The organism is Pseudomonas sp. D4-21 (assembly GCF_051132125.1).
In the GTDB taxonomy this organism is placed as follows: domain Bacteria; phylum Pseudomonadota; class Gammaproteobacteria; order Pseudomonadales; family Pseudomonadaceae; genus Aquipseudomonas.
In genome coordinates this window covers 2,968,279-2,994,492 of the sequence record NZ_CP071664.1, presented here as the reverse complement: position 1 = coordinate 2,994,492, position 26,214 = coordinate 2,968,279, and the positions used below count along the sequence as shown (strand labels likewise).

The window sequence follows — 26,214 nt, the reverse complement described above, 5'->3', positions numbered from 1 at the left end:
GTCCATTCTCTTTCGTAGAAATGGCCTGGGTTTAGACCTGTCCGGCTCTGCGCCGCTTCGCTATGTTTGTACAGCGAACACTTAACATCCGGTTTGAGAGGAATAGGCATGGCTTCATACAGTTTCCAGAATGAAGTACCCAAGAGCAGGATCAATATCAAACTTGATCTGCACACTGGCGGCGCGCAAAAGAAAGTTGAGTTGCCACTCAAATTGATGGTGATGGGAGATTACAGCAACGGCAGCGAACAGCGCCCTTTATCCGTCAGAGACAAGATCAATATCAACAAGCACAACGTCGATCATGTCCTGGCCGAGTTTTCGCCAACTTTGACGATCGCTGCGCATAATACATTGGCGGACAACGGGGAGGATATTTCAATCGAACTGCAGTTTCATCGCATGAAAGACTTTGAGCCGGAACAAGTAGCCAGGCAGATCCCTCAATTACGGGCGCTGCTGGCCATGCGCAATCTTCTACGCGACTTGAAGTCGAACCTGCTTGATAACATGGCCTTCCGTCAAGAATTGGAGCGCATCCTCCAGGATGATGCTCTCAGCAATGAACTGCGGGACGAATTGGCGGCCTTGGCGCCAAAAGACATTCGCTAATCAAATACGGGCGGCAGCCCAAAGAGTAAATTCATATGTCTACTGAAAGTAATAACGTGCAATCGCGCGGCGCTACAGTATTGGCTGAAGATAAGGGAGTTTATGCAGCCCTGTTCAGTAAGATCAATTTGAATCCCATCGCGGAGTTGGGAAGCATCGAAACTTTCCAGCATGCCGAGGCGCTGTCCGAGGCCTCGGTTGACGAGCGCGTCACTGCCGCTGTCAGTGTGTTCTTGAAGTTGCTCAAGGAATCGCCGCACAGAGTGGAACGATTGGACAAAGTGCTGCTGGATGAACATATAGCGTTGCTCGACATGCAAATCAGTCGTCAACTTGATGCGGTCATGCATCACGCCGAATTCCAAAGGATCGAATCAACCTGGCGCGGCGTAAAGTCCCTGGTCGACCAGACCGATTTTCGACAGAACGTGCGAATAGAACTGCTGGATATCAGCAAGGATGATCTGGTACGAGACTTCGAAGACGCCCCCGAAATCGCCCAGAGCGGGCTGTACCTGCATACCTATACCCGTGAATACGACACGCCGGGCGGAGAGCCGATCGCGGCAGCGATCTCCAACTACGAGTTCGATCGTAGCCCGCAGGACATCGCCTTGCTGCGTAATATCTCGAAAGTCGCCGCGGCAGCCCATATGCCCTTCATCGGTTCGGTGGGGCCGGCATTTTTCGGCAAGCGATCCATGGAGGAAGTGGCTGCCATCAAGGACATCGGCAACTATTTCGATCGCGCCGAATACATCAAGTGGAAGGCGTTTCGCGACAGTGACGATGCGCGATACATCGGCCTGACCATGCCGAGGGTCCTGGGTCGCCTGCCCTATGGCCCGGATACCGTGCCAGTGCGCAGCTTCAATTACATCGAGAGCGTCAAGGGCCCCGATCACGACAGGTATTTGTGGACCAACGCATCCTTTGCCTTTGCCGCCAACATGGTCAAGAGCTTCATCGCCAATGGATGGTGCGTGCAGATCCGTGGGCCTCAATCGGGCGGCGCAGTCACCGACCTGCCGATCCACTTGTATGACCTGGGCACTGGCAACCAGGTGAAGATTCCTTCAGAGGTGATGATCCCGGAAACCCGCGAATTTGAATTCGCCAATCTCGGTTTCATTCCCTTGTCGTATTACAAGAACCGCGACTACGCCTGTTTCTTCTCCGCCAGCTCGGCTCAGAAACCTGCATTGTACGACACCACGGATGCTACCGCCAACAGCCGGATCAACGCACGGCTGCCCTATATCTTCCTGCTCTCGCGCATTGCCCATTACTTGAAGTTGATCCAACGCGAAAACATCGGCACCACCAAGGATCGTCGTTTGCTGGAGCTGGAACTCAACAAGTGGATCGGCGGACTTGTCACCGAAATGACCGATCCGGGCGATGACCTGCAGGCTTCGCACCCTCTTCGTGACGCAAAGGTGACGGTGGAGGACATCGAGGACAACCCCGGTTTCTTCCGGGTCAAGTTGTACGCAGTGCCGCACTTTCAGGTCGAGGGCATGGACGTCAACTTATCCCTGGTCTCGCAAATGCCCAAGGCGAAAGCCTGACTCGCTTTCAAGGAAATGACGCCATGAAAATCGATCGTCCCTTATGGACGTCCGGCACCCTGTTGTCTGCGCAACAGTTTCAACAACAGGCGCGCTGGGAAGCGTGGGCCAACGAGCAACGCGCCGGCTTGGCCTTGGCGCATCCCTGGGGCGTGACGGCCGTCGAGTTCGATACCGACGCATTGGGCCTTGGTAAGCTCAAGGCAACCCGGCTAAGCGTGTGCATGCCCGACGGTACCCTGCTCGACAGCGAACGGGTGGATCGTCTTCCGCCTGGGCTGGAGTTGTCGCGGTTATTGACCGACGACACCCGGGAGGCGCTCGTGCTGCTGGCCCTGCCCCTGGAACAGGCCAACGGAAACAATTGCCTGATGGAGGAGGGCCGCGCCGATCGGCCCACCCGTTACCGTCAAGACTGGCGTAGCGTGCAGGATCTCTATGCGCAGGAAGTGCAGTCGATCGCGGTGCTGGAGCACAACCTGTCGCTGCGCCTGGACAAGGACGACAACGGTGATTACCTGGTCTGTCCCATCGCGCGCCTGATACGTGAAGGGCATGGCAAGTGGCGTCTCGATCCGGCCTACGTACCGCCATTGCTCAGTTTCGCCGCGCACCCGGGTCTGTTGCTCCAGCTGGACAACCTATTGACGCAGCTGTCGGCCAAGCGGCAGCGCCTGATGGGCATGCGCCGGGAGAGCAATCAACGCATGGCTGACTTCGCTGTAGCCGATGTGTCGTTGTTCTGGTTGCTCAACGCCTTGAACACCTACGAGCCGGTGCTGGCTGATATCAAGTCCTATCCCCAGCGACATCCCGAGCAGGTCTATCTGGAGCTCGCCAAGCTGGCCGGGGGGCTGCTGACGTTTTCGCTGGAACACGATATCGACAGGATTCCAGCCTATCGGCATGAGCAACTGGAGACGGTGTTTGCACCGCTGATGCGTTGTATCGCAACGTTGCTTGAAGCCAGCCTGCCTTCGCGCGTCATAGCACTGGTTCTGGAGAACACGAGCGCCAATCGCTGGCAGGTAACGCTCAACGATGCCCGGCTACGTGAACCTGACGGCGCTGATTTCTACCTCTCGGTGCGCTGCCAGTTACCGGCGGCACAGTTGCAGGAGCAATTTCCTCGCTTGTGCAAGGTCGGCGCGCCGGCCGATGTCGACAACCTGATCAATGCGGCGCTCGACGGCGTCCCCCTGAAGCCCCTCAGCCATGTGCCCGCGGCCATCGCGCTGCGCCTGGAAAACCAGTACTTCGCCCTCGATCTCGGTCACGCCAAGGGCCAGGCCATGCTGGCCGCCGGGGCTTTTGCTTGCTACGTGCCCAGCACTTTGTCGCAAGTCCAACTTGAACTGTTTGCGGTGTTACGCACATGACGCTGAACTTCACGAAACAAACCCACGCAATGGCGAAGCATATCGACGCCTTGCTGCAGGACAGTTATTTGCTGGTGGTCGAGTTACGCCATGGTACTTCGGTACACGACACCCAGGCGCTGCAGCAGCTTTGCCTGGAACAGGTCGAGCAGGTTCGACGGCAGCTCGAACAGCTCGCGGTGGAACCGCGCAGCATCGAACACATCAGTCATGCCCAATGTGCGCTGCTCGACGAAGCCATCCTCGTCTGCACGAAGGGCCCGATACGAGCCGAATGGAGCCGCGAACCGCTACAGGCCAAGCTGTTCAACCGGCACCAGGCCGGTGAGTTTCTCTACGAGGAAATGCGCCTGGTATTGCGCGAACCATCACCGGATCCACGGGTGCTTGTCGTGTTCCATCGGGTACTCATGCTGGGTTTCGGAGGCCGCTACACGGACCCTGACGACCCTGAGCGCGAGCAAGTGCTTGCCGCCCTCGACGCTCAGGTCCCGCCTTTGAATATCAGCCAGAACCTTGCTACGCGAAAGGGCGGTCGCCTGGGTCGGCATCAATCCCCATGGTTCCATGGAATAGCGGTGGCGCTGCTGCATGCCGGTGTCTGGTGGGCAATGGATCACTGGCTGGCCGGCGTGGTTGTTTCCCTCATGCCCGGCCAGGCATGAGGGGCCCTATGACGATTCCATTGAAACGAGTCCTTTGGGCATGGGCCGGGATGCTTGGCGTGATATTGCTGTTCATCCTCCCGCTCGACACCCGGATACGCGTGATCGCGGTGTTGGTCATGATCGGCGTTGCGACGGTGGTTTGGGCGATGGCCAATCATCGTGCGGCTCGATTGCGCCAGTCGGTAGAGTTCGCCGCCGATGTTGTCATGCCACCCTCGTCGTTTCGTCAACCGGTGGTCCTGGTCTGCGGCGACGCCCTGGATGGCCTGTTCGGCACCGTCCCCGACGAGCGATGGGCGCTACGCGTCACCCATCAAGGTTGCTATGTACGGGTGCCGAGTGTCGAGCAGTTGCCGAACGTGACCGAGAGCCTGCTGGCCTTGCGTCCGGGGTGGGGTGCTCAGCTCAGCGTGATGTTCGTCATCAACCCTGCGGCACACGGGAATGAAGCTGAACTGGCGGGGCGGATACGAGCGTTTCGTCACCAAGCCGCGCTGGCAGGCAGGCAGGGTGCGTCCTTGCCAATGATGCTGGTGAGTTATGTCCGCGCACCTCAGCGCGTGGACCCATGGTTCTGCTGGGTGGATGGTCCTCCCAATAATCCTCGTGTTCATGATGCCGGAGCCTGTGTCGATCTGGCTGACTGGCTGCAACAGCCCACCCGTTCGGCGCTGCGGGCGACACGGTTGCATGCGGGTGTGCAGCTGAACAATGCGGTGGCGTGGCTGCACGAGGAGGTGCTGCCGCATTTCAATTCACGTGGTGACGGGCGAGGCTCGGCGGTGTGCTGGTCGATAAAGTTGGTGCCGGCAATACCGCAAACCGTGGAGGGGAATCTCTGGGAGCAGCGGCTACGTAGCAAAGTGGCGCTGGTCGACACCAGGACAGGGGAGATGCAAGCGGTGCTGCCGTTTCCGGATCCTCTGCTGAACCTGATTCCACTGCGGGCCCAACGTACCTCGATGCAGCGTGCCGCCATCATCGCCGTGTGGATGTATGCCCTGGCCGGCGGGATCGCCCTGGTCAGTTCCGCATGGCAGAACAACTTGTTGGTGCGCCAGGTCACTGATGACCTGCGCCGCTATGCGCCGCTCCTTGAGATGGAACCTCAGGAACAACCAACATCTCGCTGGCGCCAGCAAGCCGAGGTCAACCTCCGTGAGACCGCGCATCGGCTGCAGACCTACCACCGACAGGGTGAACCCCTGGCGCTGGGCATGGGGCTATATCGCGGTGACCTTTTGCGCGAGCCATTGAGGGCGGCGCTTTCCAGTCGTCTGACGTCGTCCGGGCCAATGCCTGCGCAAGCGTCCGAACCCGTGAGGCTAGACAGCCTGTCGCTGTTCAGCCCGGGCAGCGCGCGGCTCAAGCCGGGTTCAACCAAGGTACTGGTCAAAGCGTTGGTCGGCATCAAGGCACGATCCGGCTGGCTGATCGTGATTGCCGGGCACACCGATGCCACCGGCGAAGCCGCGCACAACCTCAAGCTGTCCCGAGCCCGTGCCGCCGCCGTGCATGAATGGATGCTGCACGTGGGCGGCATGCCCGACACGTGTTTCGCCGTGCAAGGGTTTGGCGCAAGCCAGCCGATCGCCAGCAATGACACCGAGGCGGGGCGTGCGGCCAACCGCCGAGTCGATATCCGTCTGGTACCTGAAGTGGGCGCTTGTGCGTTCCCCACGACAGGGTCGGACAGTCAACCCCCAGTCGCATTCAGCGACATTCAATCTTGAAAAGGAGCTTCACATGGCAATTCCCGTTTACCTCTGGCTGCAAGATGACGGCGGCGCGCAAATCAAAGGTTCCGTGGATGTACAAAAGCGCGAGGGCAGCATCGAAGTGGTTGCTCAGGATCACAGCCTGTACATCCCGACCGATAACAACACCGGCAAGCTGACCGGCGCGCGAGTTCATACGCCGTTCCTGTTTTCAAAGGAAATCGACGCCTCCAGTCCCTACCTCTACAAGGCCGTTACCACCGGGCAGACGCTCAAGAGCGCCGAATTCAAGTGGTACCGCATCGATGATGCCGGGCAGGAGGTCGAGTACTTCATCACCAAGCTGGAGAACGTCAAGGTGGTGAAGGTCGCGCCAAAAATGCACGACATCAAAGACCCGACCAAAGAGAAGCATAACCACCTGGAACAGATTGAGTTGCGCTACGAAAAGGTCACCTGGACCTACAAGGACGGCAACATCATTCATTCCGATTCCTGGAGCGAACGCCAAAGCGCCTGAGGCGAATAAGCCCAAAGGCCACCGCGGCGCCGCCGATTGCCGGTGTGCTGGGTTGAGCGTCCGTTCGCGGGCGTTCAGCCAAGAACATCTGTTTTCCCCACCGTTTACCCGACCTGTACCGGAACCCGAACAAGGATGCTCCCCATGGCACAAAGCCCCTCGCGTCTGCTTCGTCGTTTGAATCCCTACTGCGCCCAGGCTCTGAGCGACGCGGCCTCAATGTGTCAGAGTCGCGCCCATGCCCACATCACCATCGAGCACTGGTTGCTCAAGTTGCTGGGGCAGGGCGAGGGCGACTTGACCGTCATCGCCCGTCGTCACGAACTGGACCTGGAGGTGCTTTGGTGCGGCCTGCTCAACCACGTCGATAACCTGCCGCGCAGCGTACAGGCCAAGCCACAGCTGTCTGAACCGTTGCAAAAACTGATCAAGCATGCCTGGCTGCGGGCCTCGCTGGATGACGACAACGACCGGCTGCGCTCCGCCCATCTGCTGGGTGCGCTGATGGACGACCCCGGGCTGCTGGTTTGCGAAGCGGCCTGGCCGTTGCTCAGCCTCGGCGAGCTCCAACTGCAACGCCTGTTTGTTTTGCTGGATCAAGTCTCCGAAGAGCGTCCCCAAGGGCAGGAGCCTGTTGCGATAAGCGATCCCATCGCCGCCTTGAACGGAGACGCCAAGCCTGATGCACGCACGCTACTGCTGGACAGATTCACCCAGGACCTGACCGCCCGGGCTGGGGAAGGGCAAATTGATCCGGTGTTCGGTCGCGACGATGAGATACGTCAGGTCATTGACATACTCAGTCGCCGGCGCAAGAACAACCCGATCCTGGTCGGTGAGCCGGGCGTGGGCAAAACCGCGCTGGTCGAAGGCCTCGCCCTGCGCATCGCCCAAGGCGACGTGCCCGACAGCCTGAAGTCCGTCTGCGTGCGCGCGCTGGATTTAGGGTTGCTGCAAGCCGGTGCCGGGGTCAAGGGCGAGTTCGAACACCGCCTCAAAAGCGTCATCGACGCGGTGCAGCAGTCCGAAACGCCGATCCTGCTGTTCATCGACGAAGCCCATACGCTGATCGGCGCCGGCAACCAGGCGGGGGGCGCCGACGCGGCAAACCTGCTCAAACCCGCCCTGGCCCGTGGCGAATTGCGCACCATCGCCGCGACCACCTGGGGCGAATACAAGCAATACTTCGAGCGGGATGCGGCATTGGAGCGTCGCTTCCAGCAGGTCAAGGTCGACGAACCGGACGATGCCAATGCCTGCCTCATGTTGCGCGGCCTCAAGGCCCGCTACGCGAGCCACCACGGCGTCCACATCCAGGATGCGGCGGTGCAGGCGGCCGTCATCCTGTCGCGGCGCTACCTCACGGGCCGTCAATTGCCGGACAAGGCCGTCGACCTATTGGACACGGCCTGTGCAAGGGTGCGCATGAGTGTCGATTGCGAACCCCAGGCGTTGGTCCACGTCAAGGCGCGGCAGGCTGCCCTGGAACTGGAGCGACAGGCACTGGAAGCCGACCAGGGCCTGGGCAGTCGCGTCGACACCGAACGCCTCGGGCAGATCGCTGCGCAACATGCCGAATTGGAACGCGGCCGAATCGAGCTGCTGAGCCGATACAGGCAGGTGCTCGATCTCTCTCAACAATTACTCGATGCTCGCGAGGCAGAGCCGCCGCGCTGGGTGGACTGTGTCCAGTTGCAACAGGAACTGGATGCGATCCAAGGCAATCAGCCGATGTTATCCCTGGATGTCGACGCCCGCAGCGTAGCTGAGGTGATCGCCGATTGGACTGGGGTGCCCCTGGGCAGTTTGCTCAAAGATGAACAAGCGCACCTGCTGGAGCTTGAACAACAATTGGCGGAGCGCGTCGTCGGCCAGGCCCCAGCCCTCGAAGCGTTGGCTCAGCGCCTGCGTGCCGCCAAGACCGGGCTCGCCGATGACAAAGGCCCCCTGGGCGTTTTCCTGCTGGTGGGCACCAGCGGGGTAGGCAAGACCGAAACCGCCCGGGCCTTGGCCGACGCCCTGTTCGGCGGCGAAAAGGCGCTCGTCACCCTCAACCTTTCCGAGTATCAGGAAGCCCACACTGTCAGCCAGCTCAAAGGTTCGCCGCCCGGTTACGTCGGTTACGGACAAGGTGGTGTGCTGACCGAAGCCGTGCGTCAACGGCCCTACAGCGTCGTGCTGCTCGACGAGGTGGAAAAAGCCCATCGCGACGTCCTGAACCTGTTCTACCAAGTGTTCGATCGTGGCTTCATGCGTGATGGAGAAGGGCGAGAGGTCGATTTTCGCAACACCGTCATTCTGATGACCTCCAACCTGGGCAGCGACGCGTTGCAGGCCTGCCTTCACGTTCAACCCGACGCGCCGGACGGCACGTTGCATGAATGCCTGCGACCGATCCTGCGCGAACACTTTCAGCCGGCCTTGCTGGCGCGTTTCCAGACCCTCATCTATCGCCCGCTGCAAGTCGGTGCGCTGCAATCCATCGTTGCGATCAAGCTGGGCCAGGTTGCCCACCGTTTGCGGCGCCACTATGGCCTGGATTGCGAGTTCGACGATGCCCTCGGCGAAGCGATGGTTGCCGCTTGCCTGCTGCCCGATACCGGGGCGCGCAACATCGATAGCCTGCTCAACGAACAGATTTTGCCCGTGCTGAGCCAACAGTTGTTGCAACGCCGGGCCGCGCAGATAAGAACAAACGGGGTGCGCCTGGGTTATTGCCAGGAGGAGGGCATCACCCTGCGTTTCATCGATGTCGCGGACACGGCCGGGACCGGCACCGTCGCCATGGAGCCTGCGCGATGAACATGGCCACCTTCTTCGACCACAGCCGCCACACCCTGAGCGTCTGCGACCTCACAGCCCATCTCGACGTCCTGGCCTTCACCGGCGAGGAGCACCTGAGCCGGCCCTACCACTACCGCATCGAATTCACCTGCACCGAGCGCGACCTGGTGGCCACCGACCTGCTCAACCGGGATGCCTACTTCAGTCTTTACCCGCTGCCGCCACCGCCGACGCCCAAGGGCTTCGCGCCGCCGGAGATCAAGCCGCTGCGCACGTTCAATGGCGCGATCACGGCGTTCAAGCGCCTGTCCGGCTCCAACGACGAAGCCCGCTACGAAATCACGTTGCAACCGCGTTTCGCGCTGCTGGCGCGGGGCAAGCAGTTTCGGATCTACCAGCACCAGTCGGTGCCGCAGATCGTCGAACACATCCTGCGCACGCGCCATGATTTCCGGGGCCAGCATTTCTATTTCAATGTGGTGCGCGACTACCCCCGGCGTGAACAGGTCATGCAATACGACGAAAGCGATCTGGCCTTCATCGAGCGCCTGCTGGCTGATGTCGGCATCTGGTACCGGGTCGTCAGCGATGACCGCCTGAGCATCGACGTGGTGGAGTTTCACGACGACCAGCGGCACTACCAGCGCGGCGTCAAGTTGCCGTGTCGCCCGCCGTCCGGCTTGTGCGCCAACGAGCAGGACGCGGTCTGGCACCTGCAAACCGCCCACCAGGTGGTGGAAAAAAACATCAACTTTCGCGCCTACCACCATCGCGAGGCCTACGCATTCCTCGACGGCGAGGTCGACCATACCCGCCGCGCCAAGGGCACCTACGGCGAGGCCTATCACTACGGCGAACCCTACACGGTGCTGGGCGAGCGCTATGCCCTGGACGAGGACCTGCAAAGCGAAAGTGGTTTTTTCTACGCGCGCCTGCGCCATGAACTCTACCTCAATGACCAGACCCGCCTCAGCGGCACCACCAGCAGCGCCACCCTGGCCCCGGCCCAGATGCTCGAAATCACCGGCGGCGCGCCCCAGGCCTTCGAGTTCGGCGCGGTGATCGTCAGCCTGCGCACCGAAGCGGCCCGGGACCGCAGCTTCATCGCCACCTTCCAAGCGATTCCTTACTCGGAAACCGTGTGCTTTCGCCCACCGCTGCCGCCCAAGCCGCGCATCAGCGGCACCATTCCCGCCCGCGTCAGTCACCCGGAAGTCAACCCGCCGTACGCTGACCTCGACTTCGAGGGCCGCTACAAGGTGCGCTTCCTGTTCGACCGCGACACCTGGCAAGCCGGCCGCGAAAGCGCCTGGCTGCGCCTGGCCCGACCCTACGGCGGCGACACCCACGGCCTGCATTTCCCGCTGCAGGCCGGCACCGAAGTGGCGGTGGCCTTCGAGCACGGCGACCCCGACCGCCCCTACATCGCCCACGCCCTGCACGACGACCGGCACCCGGACCCCGTCACCGCCCGCAACGAGCGCCGCAACGTGCTGCGCACTCCGACCAACAACAAACTACGCATGGACGACACCCGCGGGCAGGAGCACATCAAGCTCAGCACCGAGCACAGCGGCAAGAGCCAGTTGAACCTGGGGCATCTGGTGGATGCCGAGCAGACGAAGCGGGGGGAAGGGTTTGAGTTGCGCACCGATGGACATGGCGCCCTTCGTGCGGGCAAGGGGGTGTTTATCAGTGCTGATGAGCAAACCCAGGCCAAGGGCGACGTCCTGGACATGAGTGCGGCGGCAGACCGGCTGCAGCAGGCCGTGGACCAGTTGGACAGTCTTTCCAGCGACGCACAGGCGAGCCAGGCCGAACCCGCCGACGTGCAAGCGCAACTGGCCTTGCTCAGGCAAGACCTCGAACAGCTCAAAACCTCCGTCCTACTGCTAAGCGCTCCCCAAGGCATCGCGGTGACCAGCGGCAAACACCTGCAAATGGCCGCGCAACACAACCTGATGCTCAACGCTGGCGGCCAAGCCGACCTCAGCGTGGTCAGGCGCCTGTTCATCGGCGTTGGCCAGGGGCTGAGCCTGTTCGTGCGCAAGCTGGGAATCAAGCTGATCGCCAACCAGGGACCGGTGGTGGTGCAGGCGCAGAACGACAGCCTGGAACTGATGGCGCGTCATGGGCTGGACATCACCAGCACCGAAGACGAGATCCGCATCGTCGCGAAAAAGAAGATCACCCTTAATGCAGGCGGCAGCTACATCACGCTGGATGAGGCGGTGATTGAGTCGGGAACGTTGGGGGATTTCATCGTCAAGTCGGCGAATTTCGATTATGTGCAAGGCGCTGCCAGCATAAAGGCCTCACACCCGGACTACCCTCGGCGTTTATCCAAGCAGCCTTTGCGCCTGCAAATGCCTCAAGCGCCCAATGCGTCAGGTCGAGGTTGGGCGGGCATGCCCTATACGCTCATGGCCGATGGTGTGCCCCTCCAACAAGGCGTGCTCGACGACAGTGGGCATCTACTGATCGAGCATCAGCCCGTCACTCGCGGCTACCAACTGACGATGTCCAACGGCTTGACCTACCAACTACCGGTACCCACCGAGTACCGCAATGCCGAACAGGCGCACTTGGCTAACCGTGGTTTGCATAACCACCGCTCACAGACCGACGCCGAATTGACCGGCCCCTCTACGCACACAAATCACCGCGCACTGTACGCCGTCCTGATGGACGCCCCCCACCCTGCCAAGGAAGAAACAGACCAATGATGCTGCCGGACATCGTGGTGCCCATCGCGCTACAGCACACCAATGAAGCCGTGTGCACCCCACCATGGTACGTCCAGCTCACTGAATACCATCCCGTGATGGCGAGCTATGAACCCTTGGTCAATGGCGAGGAAACCTTCAGGGCTGTGCATCATGCCATTGCCAAAGCCAACAAGAGCATCGACATCATTTGCTGGGGATTCCAGCCGTCGATGTACTTCATCCGCGACGGCAAGGCACCCTGCATCGGCGAACTGCTCATGACCAAGGCGCAGGAAGGCGTTGAGGTGCGGTTGCTGGGTTGGGAGATGCCGTTTAATACCGCAGGGTTTGCCGGTGAGGCCAATTTGCCCGGCAAAGGCTCGATCCGGCTCATGGACCGGGCGATGCAGCGCACCACCGAAGAACAGTACGCCTTCGATCGCCAGTGGTTTGCGGCGTGTGCGGTCGCGGACCACGAGGCCGCGCAACGCGTCACCGGCGCACGGCCGGTATTTGTCAGTCGCGGCTTCAACCTGGACGAAAGGGGCGAGATTGCTCATTGGGTGAAGTATGAGAGCCTCGACAGCGAAATCAGCACCAAGATGCGCCAGACGCTGAGGTGGACGGCCACCCACCATCAGAAAAGTGTGCTGGTGGACTTCGAACTGCCGGAGCGCGCGGTCGGCTTCATCATGGGCCACAACATGCTCGATGAGTACTGGGACACCGACGGGCACTCGGCACTGAACCGCTCCAAGGACACCAAGCCCGCGCCCAACCGTGGCCCACGCGGCGACACCCCACGCCAGGATATTTCCAGCCAGGTCAGCGGGCCGATCCTAGAGCACCTGCACCACAACTTCGCCATCGCCTGGCGCAAAGAGACCGACGAAAATCTGATCGCCTCGCGCCAGTCCATGAAAGTGGGGCCGCAACTGCGCACCCTCGGCATGCCGCAGATCGCCCAGATCCTGCGTACCCAGCCCCAGGAGGGCAAGCGCGACATCGAGCGGCTCTATATGCAGGCCGTCAACAACGCGACCCAGTTCATCTACATCGAAAACCAGTATTTCCGCTGGCCGCCGCTGGCCGAATTCATCAAGTCGGTCGCCGCCACCCAGACCAAGGCCGGACGCGACCCCGGCCTGCACGGCGCCCTGCACCTGTTCGTGATCACCAACACCACCGACGATGGCATCGGTGCAGGCACTGTGAACACCCAACGCATGCTCGAAAGTCTCGGGCGCGCCAACACCATCCCCGGCGTTACCAAGCTGCGGCGCATTCAAAAACTGCCACAGGAAGCCCCGCCCAGGCCCCGCCCGGAACCGCGTGACCGCGAGGGCCAGAGAGAACTGGCCCAATGGCAGGCCGAGCTTGACCAGAAAACGCAAGAGATCAAGGACAGCACCGTCCTGCCCGAGGAAATCCCCGGCCTGAAGGTTCATATCTGCTCATTGGTTGCCCCTGACTCACCGGCGGGCAAGCCGTGGATGCCTGTGTACATCCACTCCAAGCTGATGATCATCAACGACGTGTTCACTACCCATGGCTCGGCCAACATCAACACCCGGAGCATGCAGGTGGACAGTGAGCTGAATATCGCTCACGAGTGGATGAGCGTTACCCAGAAGTTGCGGCGGCGGTTGTGGGATCTGCATACGGATAAGCGGGGGGCGCAGGATGATCCGGAGGAGGCGTTTAACGCTTGGCAGGACCTTATCGATAAAAACAAACGCCTCCAAAAAAACAAGGAAAAGCCCGGCGCTTCGCTCGTCGAATTCTATTACGACAAAGCCATCCTGAAGGATCTCGACTGATGCGCCGAATCCTCCTGCTGTCTTGCCTGCTGATGGCCGCTTGCGGCAACAGTGGCACCTTTAATTTCTCCAAAAAGGATCCTTCCGTGAAGCCTTTAACCAAGATCGAGACCAAGCTGGCCTTCACCTGCAAGCACGAAACGATCCCGGAGCCGTCCGCAAAGAGCGACGTGCTGTTCCAGTACGCGCGCTGGTTGCAAAAAAACAACCAGCTCAAGCAGGACAAGACCGTTGATACCGAGATTGAACGACTGTATCGCATCGCCGCAGAGCATGGTCATTACAAGGCCAACATCAACCTGCAGAACGGCTCCATGCGAGGCCGTTTTAAGCTGAGTGGCGCCCAGCATTTGCGTATGAGCCAAACCTTGATCGACGCGGGAGTGGCGACAGGTTACTACTTCGTTGGGATCTTCCTGCAGCAAGGTTCGGCGGGGTTGCATCAGGATGCCGATATGTCGTTGCGTTACTTCCGTCAGGCAGCCAATGAGGGCAACGCCCAAGCCCAGTACCTAATAGCAGACAAACTCGAAACCATTGATGTTGCACCAGAAGTAGCGACACAAATGTATCGTTGCGCCGCTGGGCAAGGCCATGGTGAGGCGGCTGTTACATTGAGCATTGATCTTCAGCACAAGGAGCAATATCAACAGGCGCTTGATGTACTCCAGATAGGGGCCGCAGCCGGTAACGAGAACGCTGCGGGACGTTTGGAAAAGGCATTTCGTGCACCGCCCATTACTAATGGACTGTACTACCTCGACCAACAGGAAGATCTCGAACGCGCCGAACGCTACAAAACTATCTGGCGAATCCTCGCGAGATATTCCTACGCCAACCCCACCGTCCCCGAAATCAACGACATCCTCCCCCTGCCACCCGCCGAACTGCCTGAATGGGACGGCAAGCTGCAATGGCTCGAAGCCCGCCTGGCCAATGTCCCGCCGCAGAAGCCCAGCGAAGCGCTCATTCGCGAGCTGGCCGAGGCCAAGGGGCTCGAAACCGCCACCGGCAGACCCACGCCGCGCTCCTCCGCATTCATCAGGGCCGCCGAACCCTCGCCAAGCTGCCGAAGCGGCGAACCATGCCCGCGCACCGGCTACTGGATCGCCGCCGGGTATGACGTGATTCGACGCTTCGAACAGGGCGAGATCCTGCCAACGCTAAACGTGCGTAACCGTCAGAGTCGTTTCCTGCTACCGGACCGGGTGACAGTCGGCCCAGAACAGGTTGAATGGATGCTCCACGGATGAGGGATCGCTTGCTGTTCAGGGATATGAGGCGTGGAAGGCATCAGCCGAATGGGACACCGCGAATTTCATTACGAAGCCGTCCTGAACGACCTCGACTGATGCGTCGAATCTGCCTCCTGTCCTGCCTGCCACTGGCCGCATGCGGCAACAGTGGCACTTTTAATTTCCCAAAGAAGGACCCGTCCTTGAAGCCTTTAACCAAGATCGAGACCAAGCTGGCCTTCACCTGCAAGCACGAAACGATCCCGGAGCCGTCCGCAGATAGCGACGTGCTGTTCCAGTACGCGCGCTGGTTGCAAAAAAACAACCAGTTCAAGCAGGACAAGACCGTCGATACCGAGATTGAACGGCTGTATCGCATCGCCGCAGAGCATGGTCATTACAAGGCCAACATCAACCTGCAGAACGGCTCCATGCGAGGCCGTTTTAAGCTGAGTGGCGCCCAGCATTTGCGTTTGAGCAAAACCTTGATCGATGCGGGTGTGGCGACCGGTTACTACTTCATCGGAGTCTTCTTGCAACAAGGTTCGGCGGGGTTGCATCAGGATACCGATATGTCGTTGCGTTACTTCTGTAAGGCAGCCGATGAGGGAAACGCCCAGGCCCATTACCTTGTGGTGGAGAAGCTAGCACCCTGCGACGTTGCACCGGACATCGCCGGCCGGATGCGTCGTTGCGCCGCTGAGCAAGATCACGGGGGGGCAGCTGTTGCGTTGGGCATTCATCTTCAGCACAAGAGTCAATACCAGCAAGCGCTTGAAATATTTCAAATGGGAACAGCAGCTGGCGATGAGAGCGCTGCCGGCTCGTTGGAAGACGCATTTCGCGGACCAATCGCCTCCAATCAGCTGGACTACCTCGGCCAGCAAGAGGACCTCGAACGCGCCGAGCGCTATGAAACGATCTGGCGAATCCTCGCGGTATATTCCTATGCCAACCCCACCGTCCCCGAGATCAACGACATTCTCCCCCTGGCGCCCGCCGCATTGCCTGAATGGGACGGCAAGCTGCAATGGCTCGAAGCCCGCCTGGCCAATGCCCCACCGCAAAAGCCCAGCGAAGCGCTGATCCGCGAGCTGGCCGAGGCCAATGGGCTCGAAACCGCCACCGGCAGACCCACGCCGAGCTCCTCCGCGTTAATCAGGGCATCCGAACCCTCGCCGAGCTGCCAAAGCGGCGAACCATGCCCGCGCACTGGCTCCTGGATCGCCGCCCGATACGACGTGATCCGACGCTTCGAACGGGGCGAGATCCTATATCCGCAAACCACCCATTGGACCACCCCCTGATAGACCTCAATCGCTGTTTCGAAAGCGGTTTGATCACGCATGGAATTTGTATGAACAAGGAGAAAGACATGAAAAACATCATTCGAATCGGCGACAAAACAACCGGAAACGGAACTGTCCAATCAGGCTCTACTACCATGAAATTCGGCGGCATCGGCGTCGCTCGGCAAGGCGACCCGGTGGATTGCCCGGTGCCGGGCCACGGGCGCACGTTCATTGCCGAGGGTCACCCGACGTTCAAGGACAATGGTGCGCCTGTCGCCTTTGCCGGGCATCTTTGCGCCTGTCGTTGTGCGTTGACTTCATCGATGTCTAGTGCAAGGGCCCGTTAATCATGGCGGTGCGAATGGATGATGTCCCGGTCTTGGCGCCCAGGCCTGGACGGCCGCGGGCTTGGCTTTGGCTTGGGTTATTGGTGTTTTGTTTGTTGTTGGGAGCGGGGGGGCTGTTGTGGTTCGGCCCCGAAGCGTTGCACCCGTCGCCGGAAACTCCCTGGGGCCTGGCGTTGGGTGTGCCCTTGCTGGGGTGGTGTGCCTTGGGTTTCGGGCGGACATTGCTGTATCTCGGCGAGCAAGCGGCGGCCGACGGTTGGGATCTGGCGCGCCAAGAGGACCTAATTCAAAAAAAACGTCAGGGGCGGCGTTTCCTACAGGTGCTGAAAGTCGATCTGCATACCGCCTTGCGCGCTCCGGGCGACAAGCCTGCAATGCAGTGGGATGTTTTGCAGAGCGGCATCAAGGTACAGAAAGTGCAGCCTTCGAGACTCGGCCCGTCATCGTCATGCCATAGCCGTTTACCGGGCGATTTGGCCGAAGACCTCGAACCAATGTTGTTTCGCACCTTGCAAAAGGCTCTCGAGGCGTTTGTCCCTATCCTGGCGCAGTTGCCCGACCATACGCCGTTGGCTTTGTTGTTGGAGGCCGACAGCGGCTTGCCGGATCAGGCCTGGGATCGGACGTGGGAACTGGCCTGGCAAACGTCCGCTATCCGTCAGGCGCCGGTTCTTGTCGAAGGCAATGGCTTTGAGGCGTTGGACCATTGGCTCGACCAACGCTTCGATGACGAAGCAGTGCTGCTGGTCATCGGGTTGCGGTTTGCACCGCCACAACCCGAGGGCACGGCGGAAGTGATTGCGGGTTTGCTGCTGGGCAATCAGTTGACGCAAACAACCGTGGCACCCGTGGCCTTGCTTCACCGTCCGGAGCAGGAGCGCCAACCTTGTCCTGAGGCGCTGCGTGTTGCCGCGACGCAGGCCAGTGCCTGGGTACCGATGGAGCCTAAGTCGGTCCGGTATGTCTGGCGAGCGGGCGTTGATGCACAACGTCATAGAGACCTGGACAGCGTATCCACCGAGCTATCGATACCGATCCAGCATGAGCAAGGGCTTCGTGACTTGGATGGGATGCTGGGAAATCCAGGCAAGGCCTCGCCATGGCTGGCAATTGTCGCGGCGACGCAAGCCATTGAGGCTGGCGGGGCTCCGCAATTCATTTTCAGCGGCGATGGCCGCGCTGACGCCAGGCTTTGGAGCATGGCGTTAACGCCTGCCGCCTCAATATCAGAATAGGAAGTTCGAATGCAATTGCGAAGCTTTATACGTGTGTGGGCGGTGTCCAGCGGTTTGTTGCTGTTTTGCGCAATCATGGGCGCTGTGGTGGGGCGCTACCCTCAAACACTGGGCGTTCAGCCTGGTAGCGACCATCAGGCCCTCGGGTCGCTGGGCATATCTGCGGTAGCCTTCGTCGTGGTGTCGTTCCTGGGTGGATTCCATTTTCTAGGCCATGCATTGGGGCGTTCGGCGTATCGAAAGTATCAGACACACATCAGCCCGCTATTACCGCTCAACAAGGCCGACCCCAACTCGGTGCATGAAAGATCGTCGATTGAGCTACGCGAAAACCTCCGCTTCCAATACGGCCCCCTCTGGCGCCACAAGGTCCGCCTGCTGCTCATCGTCGGCGAGCCCACCCAGATCGCCGCCATCGCCCCGGAGCTGGCAAAAAAGAAATGGCTCGAAGGCGAACGCACCGTGCTGCTATGGGGCGGCAGCGTTCAGGAAGAATTGCAAACCCCGCTGTTGAACCCGTGGCTCACCCTGCGCCGTTGGCGGGCGCTGGATGGGGTGGTCTGGGCGCTGGACAAACCGCAAAGCACCGATGCGGTGGCGCTGGCCAAGGGCATGCGGCAGTTGCAGGGGCTGGCTCGGCGGCTAGGCCGACGGTTGCCGTTGCACTTGTGGCAGGTGTGCGAGAGCGGCTGGTCCCAGGACGGGCGCGAGAGCCAGCCGGTGGGTTGTCTGTTGCCGGCCAAGGTGACGCCGTCTCTGTTGGAGGCGTGCCTGGAGGATCTGGTCGAGCCGTTGCGTTGCCAGGGCTTTGCCCAGATGAAGATCAAGAAGCGGATGCACCACGATTTCCTGCTGCGCCTGTCCCGGGATTTGCAGGCCGAGGGCATTGCCCGTTGGCGGCAGGCGCTGGCGCCGTCGTTGAGTGGGTTCAACCCGGGGGTGATGCTGCGAGGGTTGTGGTTCAGCCTGCCACTGCGCGTGACGCAAAGCGCTGACGGCGAGCATTTCTGGTGGCCGGACCCGGCGTGGCACGGCGTGCAGCGCGACAAGGCCGTCGGCGCGCGGTTGGGGTGGGGCGCGCCGCGAGTCGTCTATGGGCTGTTCATGGGCCTGGCGCTGGTGTGGGGCGCGGGGATGGCGCTGTCCTTTATGAGCAATCGGGCGCAGATCGTCGAGGCGCAGGCCTTGTCGACGGCGTTACAACAGTCATCCACCCAAGAGGAGCAACTGTTGGCGCTCGAAGCGCTCGTCCACGTGCTGGCTCGCCTGGATCACCGTGTCGTGTCCGGTGCGCCGTGGTACCAGCGCTTTGGCTTGAACCGCAATGAAACCTTGCTCGAACTGTTGTGGCCCCGGTATGTCGAGGCCAATAACCGCCTGGTGCGCGACCCGGCGGCGGCGAGGTTGCGCGGGCAACTGGAGGCGCTGGTCAAGCTGGCGCCGGGCAGCCCCGAGCGCGTTGAGCGTACGCGTATGGCCTACGATCAGCTCAAGGCTTACCTGATGATGGCGCGCCCGGACAAAGCCGAGGCGCCCCTGTTGGTCAAGACCCTGGGCCACGCCGAACCCACGCGTGACGGAATTTCGCCAGGGCTCTGGCAGACCCTCGCACCGAACCTGTGGCAGTTCTACGCCGAGCAACTGGCCGCGCACCCGGACTGGCGCATCGAGGCCGACCCGCGGTTGGTGGCGCAGGTGCGCCAGGTGCTGCTCGACCAATTGGGCCAACGCAACGCCGAGGCCAGCCTGTATCAACGGGTGCTGGACGACGCCACCCCGCACTATCCAGCCCTGGGCCTGCAACAGATGGTGGGCGACACCGAAGCCGCCGGGTTGTTTTCCAGCAAGGCCAGCGTGCCGGGAGTGTTCACGCGCCAGGCCTGGGAGGGCCAGGTGCGCCAGGCCATCGATGACATCACCCAGGCGCGCCGCGAAGAAATCGATTGGGTGCTCAGTGATCGCCCCGGTGACATCGATGTGCGCTTGACGCCCGGCGAGCTCAAGGCGCGCCTGACCGAACGCTATTTCAAGGACTACGCGGGCGCCTGGCTGGTGTTTCTCAACAGCCTGCGGGGCAATCAACCCAAAAGCCTGGAACAGGTCATCGACCAGTTGACGCTGATGAGCGACGTGCGCCAATCGCCGTTGCTCGCGTTGATCAATACCCTGGCCTATCAAGGGCAAGCGGGCACCCGCGCCCCGGCCCTGGGCGACTCGCTGATGAGGTCCGCGCACAAGCTCATCGGCCCGGACAAGGCCCCGCCCATAGACCCGCTGGCCGACCTGCCGAGCGGCCCGCTGGATCCGACGTTCGGCCCGTTGTTGGCCTTGCTGGGCAAGGGTGGCGCTGACCATTTGAGCCTCCAGGCCTACCTCACCCAAGTGACCCGCGTGCGCCTGAAACTGCAACAGATCAACACGGCCAGCGACCCCATGGAAATGACCCAGGCCCTGGCGCAGACGGTGTTCCAGGGCCGGGGCATCGACCTCACCGATACCCAGTCCTATGGCCGTCTGATGGCCGCCAGCCTCGGTGCGCAATGGGCCGGCGTGGGCGAAACGCTGTTCGTGCAACCGCTGGAACAGGCCTGGCAGCGAGTGCTGCAACCGTCGGCGGCGGGCCTCAACAGCCAATGGCGGCGTTCGATCGTCGAGCATTGGAACGCGGCCTTTACCGGGCGTTATCCCTTCGCCGCGACGGCCAGCGATGCTTCGTTGCCGATGCTGGGGCAAATGATCCGCGCCGACACGGGGCGCATCGAACGTTTTCTCCACAGCCAGTTGAGCGGCGTGTTGCGCAAGGAAGGCAACCGCTGGGTGGCCGATCCCCGCCACGGTCGCGGTTTGCGCGTCAATCCCCAATTCCTGGAGGCGGTCAATCAACTGAGCGATCTGGCCGACGTGCTCTACACCGACGGCGGCCTGGGCTTGAGTTTTGAACTGAGCGGCAAAGGCGTGCGCGATGTGGTGCAAACCACCTTCATCCTCAACGGAGAGAAACACCACTACTTCAACCAGAAGGAGCGCTGGCAGCGCTTCGGCTGGCCAGGACGCAGCGACTACCCCGGCGTCAGCCTGACGTGGACCAGCGTCCACACCGGCGAACGGTTGTTCGCCGACTACGCCGGCGCCTGGGGGCTGATCCGCTTGCTGGAACAGGCCACGTTCACCGCGCTGGACGATGGCGACAGCCGCTACCGCATGGTGCTCAAGGCGCCCGATGGTCTGGGCCTGACGTGGCACCTGCGCACCGAACTGGATGCCGGGCCGATGGCGCTTCTGAAGTTGCGAGGGTTTACGTTGCCGGGGCGGATATTTTTGGCTGAGGGCGGGCCAGCGGTGCCCCTGGCGCGCAATGAGGTGCTCCGATGAGCCTGCAAAACCTGATCACCCATTGCCTGGGCAAGCGCGACGCCTTGGCCATCGCCCGTGAACAGGCCGCACGCTGGCAACCCTGGCTGCAGCCCATCAGCGAAGCGGCACCCGTTGGGCACGACCCTGGCTATGACGATGATTTTCAATGCATGCGCGAAGAGGTTGGCAAGCTGTCCGGCGCCGATGCTGAACGAGTGGCCCAACTGGGTGAAAAGCTACTGACCCGCAAATGTAAGGATTTACGCGTCGCCACCTATTACGTGTGGGCTCGCTTGTGCAGGGACGGCGAAGCCGGGCTGGCCGACGGCTTGAGCCTGTTGGCGGCGCTGGTGGAGCGGTTCACCGATACGGTACTGCCCGTGCGACCGAACAGCCGCAAGATGGCGTTGCAGTGGCTGGCCGGCGAAAAGCTGCTCGATACGCTGTGGCGGTATCCGGAGGTGGTGAAAACCGAGGCCGAGCGCACCGCCGCGGCATTGGCCTGGCTGGAGCAGGGCCTGACGGCATGGCCTGACGATCAACGTCCTTGCCTGGGGGCCCTGTATGCCGCGTTATCCGCCCGATTGGCTCGGTCCGAAGGTATGGAGGCGCTGGTCCCGCAGAGTACCGCCAGCCAGGAATCGCAAGCCCAGGCCAGGGCTTCGGCTGCTATCGCGATCAAGTCCGGTCGGGATCTGTTGGACCACGGCCGGGCCTTGGCTGGTTATCTGCGTGATCAACCTCAGGGTTGGCTGGCGGCCCACCGCGTGATGAAGAGCCTGCGCTGGGACACGGTGCAAGAGGCGCCGCCCGAGGACGCCGATGGCAACACCCGGCTGACGCCGCCCAGGGCTGACTATCGGGCGCAGCTCAAGCGTTTGTACTTGCAGCAGGGCTGGACCCAGTTGCTCGATCACGCGGAACGAATCTATGCCGAAGGCGTGAACCATTTCTGGTTGGATTTGCAGTGGTATGTGTATCAGGCACTGAGTCAGCAACCGGCGCCGCAGGTGTGCTGGGCTGATGTCGTCCAACGTGACCTGGGCATGTTTTTGGATCGGTTGCCGGGGTTGGAGCTGCTGCGCTGGCGCGACGGCACGCCTTTCGCCGATGAGACCACACGTGAGTGGATTGCCCAGCAAGCCAGCGCAGACCGCCCGGAGCAAGGGTTGGCCGCGCCATCGTCGGCACCGGTCATCGGGGATGCCGACATCTTGTCGTGGGAAACCGAAGCCCTGGCGCAGGCCGACAAAGAAGGGGTCGAGCAAGCGCTGGCTTGGCTGGCGGCGCGCCCGGACATTGTTTGCGCACGCCAACGATGGCTGCTGCGCCTGCTGATGGCGAGGGTGGCCGAACAGTTCGGCAAAAGTGAGCTGGCCATCCACCTGCTGGGGGAACTGGACACCGCTTCACAGCACCATGACCTGTGCGTGTGGGAGCCCGAGTTGTATTTCGAGGTCAAGGCTCGCCTGCTCAGGTTGCTGCGGGTCAAGGCCCAACGCAACGACACGGACAAACCTGCCCTGGCCCGACGCATGGAACCTTTGTTGGCGGCGCTGGTGGCCATCGATCCGGTACGTGCCGCTGTGCTTTGCGGCTGACACTCATTTCAGGACTTTTATGGACATGGAAAATCTGACATTGCGATATTTCGACGCCGAGATGCGTTATTTGCGCGAGGCCGGTAAGGAATTCGCTGAGGCGTTCCCGGACCGGGCGGCATATCTCAATCTCGACAAGCCGGGGGCGCAAGACCCTTACGTAGAACGTTTGTTCGAGGGCTTTGCATTCTTGATGGGGCGCTTGCGGGAGAAGCTCGACGATGATCTGCCGGAGCTCACCGAAGGCTTGGTCAGCCTGCTGTGGCCGCATTACTTGCGGACCATACCGTCCCTGTCGATTATCGAGCTGGCGCCGGATCTTGCCTTGATAAAGCGCAGCGAACGAATCCCCAGAGGGTTCGAGATCCTGTCGCGCCCCATCGGGCCGCAGCACACCTGCTGTCGCTACACCACCACGCAAGACGTGACGTTACAGCCGCTGGCGTTGACAGTCGTGGCGCGCGACCACGAACCGGATGGCCGCTCGCTGCTGCGTTTGCGTTTTGTCCGAAGCGCGTCCGTCCCTTGGTCACAAATCGACCTGAGCCGCTTGCCGCTGTACTTGAATGCCGATGCGCCACTGGCCAGCGCACTGCACCAAGCCCTGACCTTGAACAGGCAGGCGATGTATGTGCGCTTGCCAGGACAGTCGGATCGCAAGCCGGTGGACGGGTATTTCACCCCCAAGGGCTTTGGCGACGAGGATCGCCTGTGGCCCAAGGGCGACAGCGCTTTCAGCGGCTATCAACTGCTGCTTGAGTACTTCACGTTTCGTGAAAAATTCATGTTCGTCACCCTCTGTGGCCTTGAGCAACTGCCGCTTGAGTCCGGCGCGCCCTGGTTCGAGCTCGAAGTGGTGCTGTCCAAGCCCTGGCCGCAGAACTTCGACCTGAACCGTGAACATATTCGTCTGCACTCGGTGCCGGTGATCAACCTGTTCGTACTGGAGGCCGACCCGTTGGCGTTGGACCCCTTGCAAACCGATTACTTGCTGCGTCCGATGCGCTTGCAGGATGGCCATCTGGAAATCTATTCGGTGGACCAGGTGACCGCATCCAAAGGCGCCGAGCGCATGGACTACGTGCCGTTCACCAGTTTTCGCCATAAAGGCGGCATGCTGCGTGATGAGGCGCCGGAACGTTATTTCCATAGCCGCCTGAAGCGGGCCGCCAATGGGCTGTACGACACCTGGTTGATCCTGGGCGGAGAAGGCTTCGACGAGGATCGGCTGCATACCCACGCCAGCCTGTCGTTACACCTGATCGGCACCCACGGCCAGCTGCCACGCAAAGCGCTGCAGAGCACGGTGCTCGATACAGCGGTGCAAACCACCCAGTTCGGCCTGCGGGTGCGCAACCTGTGTGCGCCGACGTTGCCGTGCTATCCGCCAAACCGCGACCGTTTCCACTGGCGCATCCTGAGCCACCTGGGCTCCAATTTCTTGCCGATGCTCGACAGCGCAGAGGTGTTGCGCGGGACGTTGGCGTTGTATGACTGGACCGGCAGCGAGCAGAACCGGCGTCGCCTGGCGGCGATTGTCGAGGTGAACCATCACCTGGTCCAACGTTTTGAAAATGGCTTTTTGCTGCGCGGGGTGGATATTGAAATCACCTTGGATGCCCACGGCTTTTCGGGGGACGGCGATATCAGTCTGTTCGGTGAAATGCTCAACCGCTTTTTTGCGCTCTACGCCGACATTCATTTGTTCACCCAGCTCACGCTGATTCTTCAACCTACCGGAGCGTGCCTGCGATGGAACGAGAACCACAGCCAGCGCATTCCCGGTTGAACGCCGACGGTTTGCTGGACGCGTTGCGAGGGCGGGTGGCCGAGGCCAGCCTGTATCGTTTCTGCCAACTGTTGGAACAAGCGCTGCCCGGCCGTCCTCTGCTTGGCAGCACCGCGCATCCGGCAGACGATCCCGTGCGCTTTCGACCCGATCCCGGCATGGGGTTTCCCGCCGGTGAGCTGAAGGCGATCGAAATCGACACGAACAACCCGCAACGTCCGGCTACGGTGCGCACCCGTCTGATGGGTTTGTACGGCCTAGATTCGCCAATGCCGACGGGGTTTGTGGATGACATCGCTCAACGCCGGGAGGGGCATGAGGCCCTGGAAGCTTTCCTCGACATTTTCAATCACCGGATTTTCACTCAGTTCTATCGGATCTGGCGCAAGTACTCTTATCCAGCGACGTTTGCAGCGGGCGGCAGCGATGGGACATCGCAGTGCCTGTTCGGTTTGATCGGGCTGGGCATTCCCGGAACAGCGGAACGCGTCGCTACCCCAGTCTCCCGTTTCCTCGCGTTGCTCAGCGTCATGCGCCTGCCTACCCGCAACGCCGAAGGCATCGAGGCGCTCGTCAAGCTGCTTGCCGTCCATACCCAGGCACGGATAACCCCGCACCGGCCGCAGAAGATTCCCTTGCCGCAACCGGCCAGCCTGTGTCCGTCTTGCCCGGTACGCTTGTCCAAGGGCACGCCGCTGGGCAATGTCGGGCAAGACGTCAACAGCCAGCTGCACTTGGTGCTGTCCACCGACGACGCGCAGGAGGCCAATGACTGGTTGCCCGGCGGAGCGCTTCACCGCGACCTGCTTGTACTCCTGCGGGTGTACCTGGGATGGCGCTGCACCGCGACGCTGCAATTGACCATCGCGGTAAGCAGCCTGCCAACTCCGATACTGGGGCATCGGCAGATACGACTGGGAATGACCGGTGTGCTGGGCTTGGGTTCAGACACCTGGCAGCCGCGAGAACAGGACACCCTCACGATCAATATGGGCCGCTACCAGGGCCTTTCGACCAACCCACGGATCAGGGAAACACAACATGTCACATACCTTTATTAACCAGTTGGCACTCACGGTGCTGGTCGCTGCGCTTGGCGGGTGTGGAGCGGCGCAGACCGTCGAGCCGAGCACGGGGTTCACCACCGGGACGATGTTCCGTAAACAGGTCAAGACCTTGCACCTGGATTTCAACGCACGAACCGCGCTCAACACCGAAACCGCGGACATGAACGCCTTATCGCTGCCCACCTTGGTGCGGGTTTACCAGTTACGCGACAGTACCGCGTTGGAGCAGGCTACCTACGAAGGGCTGGTGAACACAGACGACAACCTGTTCGACGGTGCATTGCTGGACAAACGCGCCGTGGTGGTGAAACCCGGGGCAGGGGCCCTGTTGAGCGTGCCCATGGACCCCCGCACGCGGGTAGTGGCGCTGGTGGGCTTGTTTCGAAGTCCAGACGCCGCGTTAGGCTCCTGGCGCCTGGTGCTGAGGCGCGAAGACCTGGACCCGGATCGGGCACGGCTCATCGAGATAGGCGCCAACCAACTGACGTTGCGCCCGTTGGCGAAGGACTGATCC

Annotated in this window: 18 protein-coding genes; all 18 read left to right on the top strand. The window is 61.3% G+C overall.

Annotation, left to right across the window (positions count from 1 at the left end; genetic code table 11):
- The first annotated feature begins 108 nt into the window (after positions 1-108).
- The 18 genes from tssB to tssJ all read left to right on the top strand — a co-directional run bounded on the left by tssB (position 109) and on the right by tssJ (position 26,211).
- A complete protein-coding gene (tssB, locus tag J3Q04_RS13350; protein WP_434611314.1) occupies positions 109-612 on the top strand; it encodes a type VI secretion system contractile sheath small subunit in 504 nt (167 codons plus the stop codon).
- Between the two features lie 35 nt (positions 613-647).
- On the top strand, positions 648-2,183 hold the full coding sequence (tssC, locus tag J3Q04_RS13345; RefSeq protein WP_434611316.1) for a type VI secretion system contractile sheath large subunit: 1,536 nt from the start codon (positions 648-650) through the stop codon (positions 2,181-2,183).
- 23 nt (positions 2,184-2,206) lie between these two features.
- Positions 2,207-3,562: a type VI secretion system baseplate subunit TssK gene (gene tssK / locus J3Q04_RS13340; RefSeq protein ID WP_434611317.1), complete on the top strand. Its 1,356-nt coding sequence runs from the start codon at positions 2,207-2,209 to the stop codon at positions 3,560-3,562.
- Positions 3,559-4,227, top strand: a complete 669-nt coding sequence (gene tssL / locus J3Q04_RS13335) for a type VI secretion system protein TssL, short form (RefSeq protein ID WP_420766879.1) — start codon at positions 3,559-3,561, stop codon at positions 4,225-4,227. Before tssK ends, tssL begins: the two co-directional genes overlap by 4 nt.
- Before the next feature lie 8 nt (positions 4,228-4,235).
- Entirely contained in the window at positions 4,236-5,963 is a 1,728-nt protein-coding gene (locus J3Q04_RS13330) for an OmpA family protein (protein WP_434611320.1), read from the top strand.
- A gap of 13 nt (positions 5,964-5,976) precedes the next feature.
- Positions 5,977-6,468: an Hcp family type VI secretion system effector gene (locus J3Q04_RS13325; RefSeq protein WP_420234474.1), complete on the top strand. Its 492-nt coding sequence runs from the start codon at positions 5,977-5,979 to the stop codon at positions 6,466-6,468.
- A gap of 144 nt (positions 6,469-6,612) precedes the next feature.
- The gene (gene tssH / locus J3Q04_RS13320; RefSeq protein WP_434611324.1) at positions 6,613-9,270 is read left to right on the top strand and encodes a type VI secretion system ATPase TssH; all 2,658 of its coding nucleotides are present in this window, start codon (positions 6,613-6,615) and stop codon (positions 9,268-9,270) included.
- The gene (locus J3Q04_RS13315; protein WP_434611326.1) at positions 9,267-11,978 is read left to right on the top strand and encodes a type VI secretion system Vgr family protein; all 2,712 of its coding nucleotides are present in this window, start codon (positions 9,267-9,269) and stop codon (positions 11,976-11,978) included. The genes tssH and J3Q04_RS13315 overlap by 4 nt, the downstream gene beginning before the upstream one ends.
- Complete coding sequence (locus J3Q04_RS13310; RefSeq protein ID WP_434611328.1) at positions 11,975-13,780, top strand: phospholipase D-like domain-containing protein; 1,806 nt, start codon at positions 11,975-11,977, stop codon at positions 13,778-13,780. Before J3Q04_RS13315 ends, J3Q04_RS13310 begins: the two co-directional genes overlap by 4 nt.
- The gene (locus J3Q04_RS13305; protein WP_434611331.1) at positions 13,780-15,033 is read left to right on the top strand and encodes an SEL1-like repeat protein; all 1,254 of its coding nucleotides are present in this window, start codon (positions 13,780-13,782) and stop codon (positions 15,031-15,033) included. Before J3Q04_RS13310 ends, J3Q04_RS13305 begins: the two co-directional genes overlap by 1 nt.
- A gap of 98 nt (positions 15,034-15,131) precedes the next feature.
- Positions 15,132-16,322 carry an SEL1-like repeat protein gene (locus J3Q04_RS13300; protein WP_434611333.1) on the top strand — a complete coding sequence of 397 codons (1,191 nt, stop codon included), beginning with the start codon at positions 15,132-15,134 and terminating at the stop codon, positions 16,320-16,322.
- A gap of 50 nt (positions 16,323-16,372) precedes the next feature.
- The gene (locus tag J3Q04_RS13295) at positions 16,373-16,654 is read left to right on the top strand and encodes a PAAR domain-containing protein (protein WP_434611335.1); all 282 of its coding nucleotides are present in this window, start codon (positions 16,373-16,375) and stop codon (positions 16,652-16,654) included.
- Between the two features lie 116 nt (positions 16,655-16,770).
- Positions 16,771-17,889, top strand: coding sequence for a hypothetical protein (locus J3Q04_RS13290; RefSeq protein WP_434628520.1), 1,119 nt, complete (start codon positions 16,771-16,773; stop codon positions 17,887-17,889).
- 9 nt (positions 17,890-17,898) lie between these two features.
- Positions 17,899-21,261: an ImcF-related family protein gene (locus J3Q04_RS13285; RefSeq protein ID WP_434611339.1), complete on the top strand. Its 3,363-nt coding sequence runs from the start codon at positions 17,899-17,901 to the stop codon at positions 21,259-21,261.
- Positions 21,258-22,844 (top strand): type VI secretion system protein TssA, encoded by a 1,587-nt coding sequence (tssA, locus tag J3Q04_RS13280; RefSeq protein ID WP_434611341.1) that lies wholly within the window; start codon positions 21,258-21,260, stop codon positions 22,842-22,844. Before J3Q04_RS13285 ends, tssA begins: the two co-directional genes overlap by 4 nt.
- A 19-nt stretch (positions 22,845-22,863) precedes the next feature.
- Positions 22,864-24,633 (top strand): type VI secretion system baseplate subunit TssF, encoded by a 1,770-nt coding sequence (gene tssF / locus J3Q04_RS13275; RefSeq protein WP_434611343.1) that lies wholly within the window; start codon positions 22,864-22,866, stop codon positions 24,631-24,633.
- Positions 24,597-25,694: a type VI secretion system baseplate subunit TssG gene (tssG, locus tag J3Q04_RS13270; protein ID WP_434611345.1), complete on the top strand. Its 1,098-nt coding sequence runs from the start codon at positions 24,597-24,599 to the stop codon at positions 25,692-25,694. The genes tssF and tssG overlap by 37 nt, the downstream gene beginning before the upstream one ends.
- Complete coding sequence (tssJ, locus tag J3Q04_RS13265; protein WP_434611348.1) at positions 25,675-26,211, top strand: type VI secretion system lipoprotein TssJ; 537 nt, start codon at positions 25,675-25,677, stop codon at positions 26,209-26,211. The genes tssG and tssJ overlap by 20 nt, the downstream gene beginning before the upstream one ends.
- Positions 26,212-26,214: the final 3 nt, after the last annotated feature.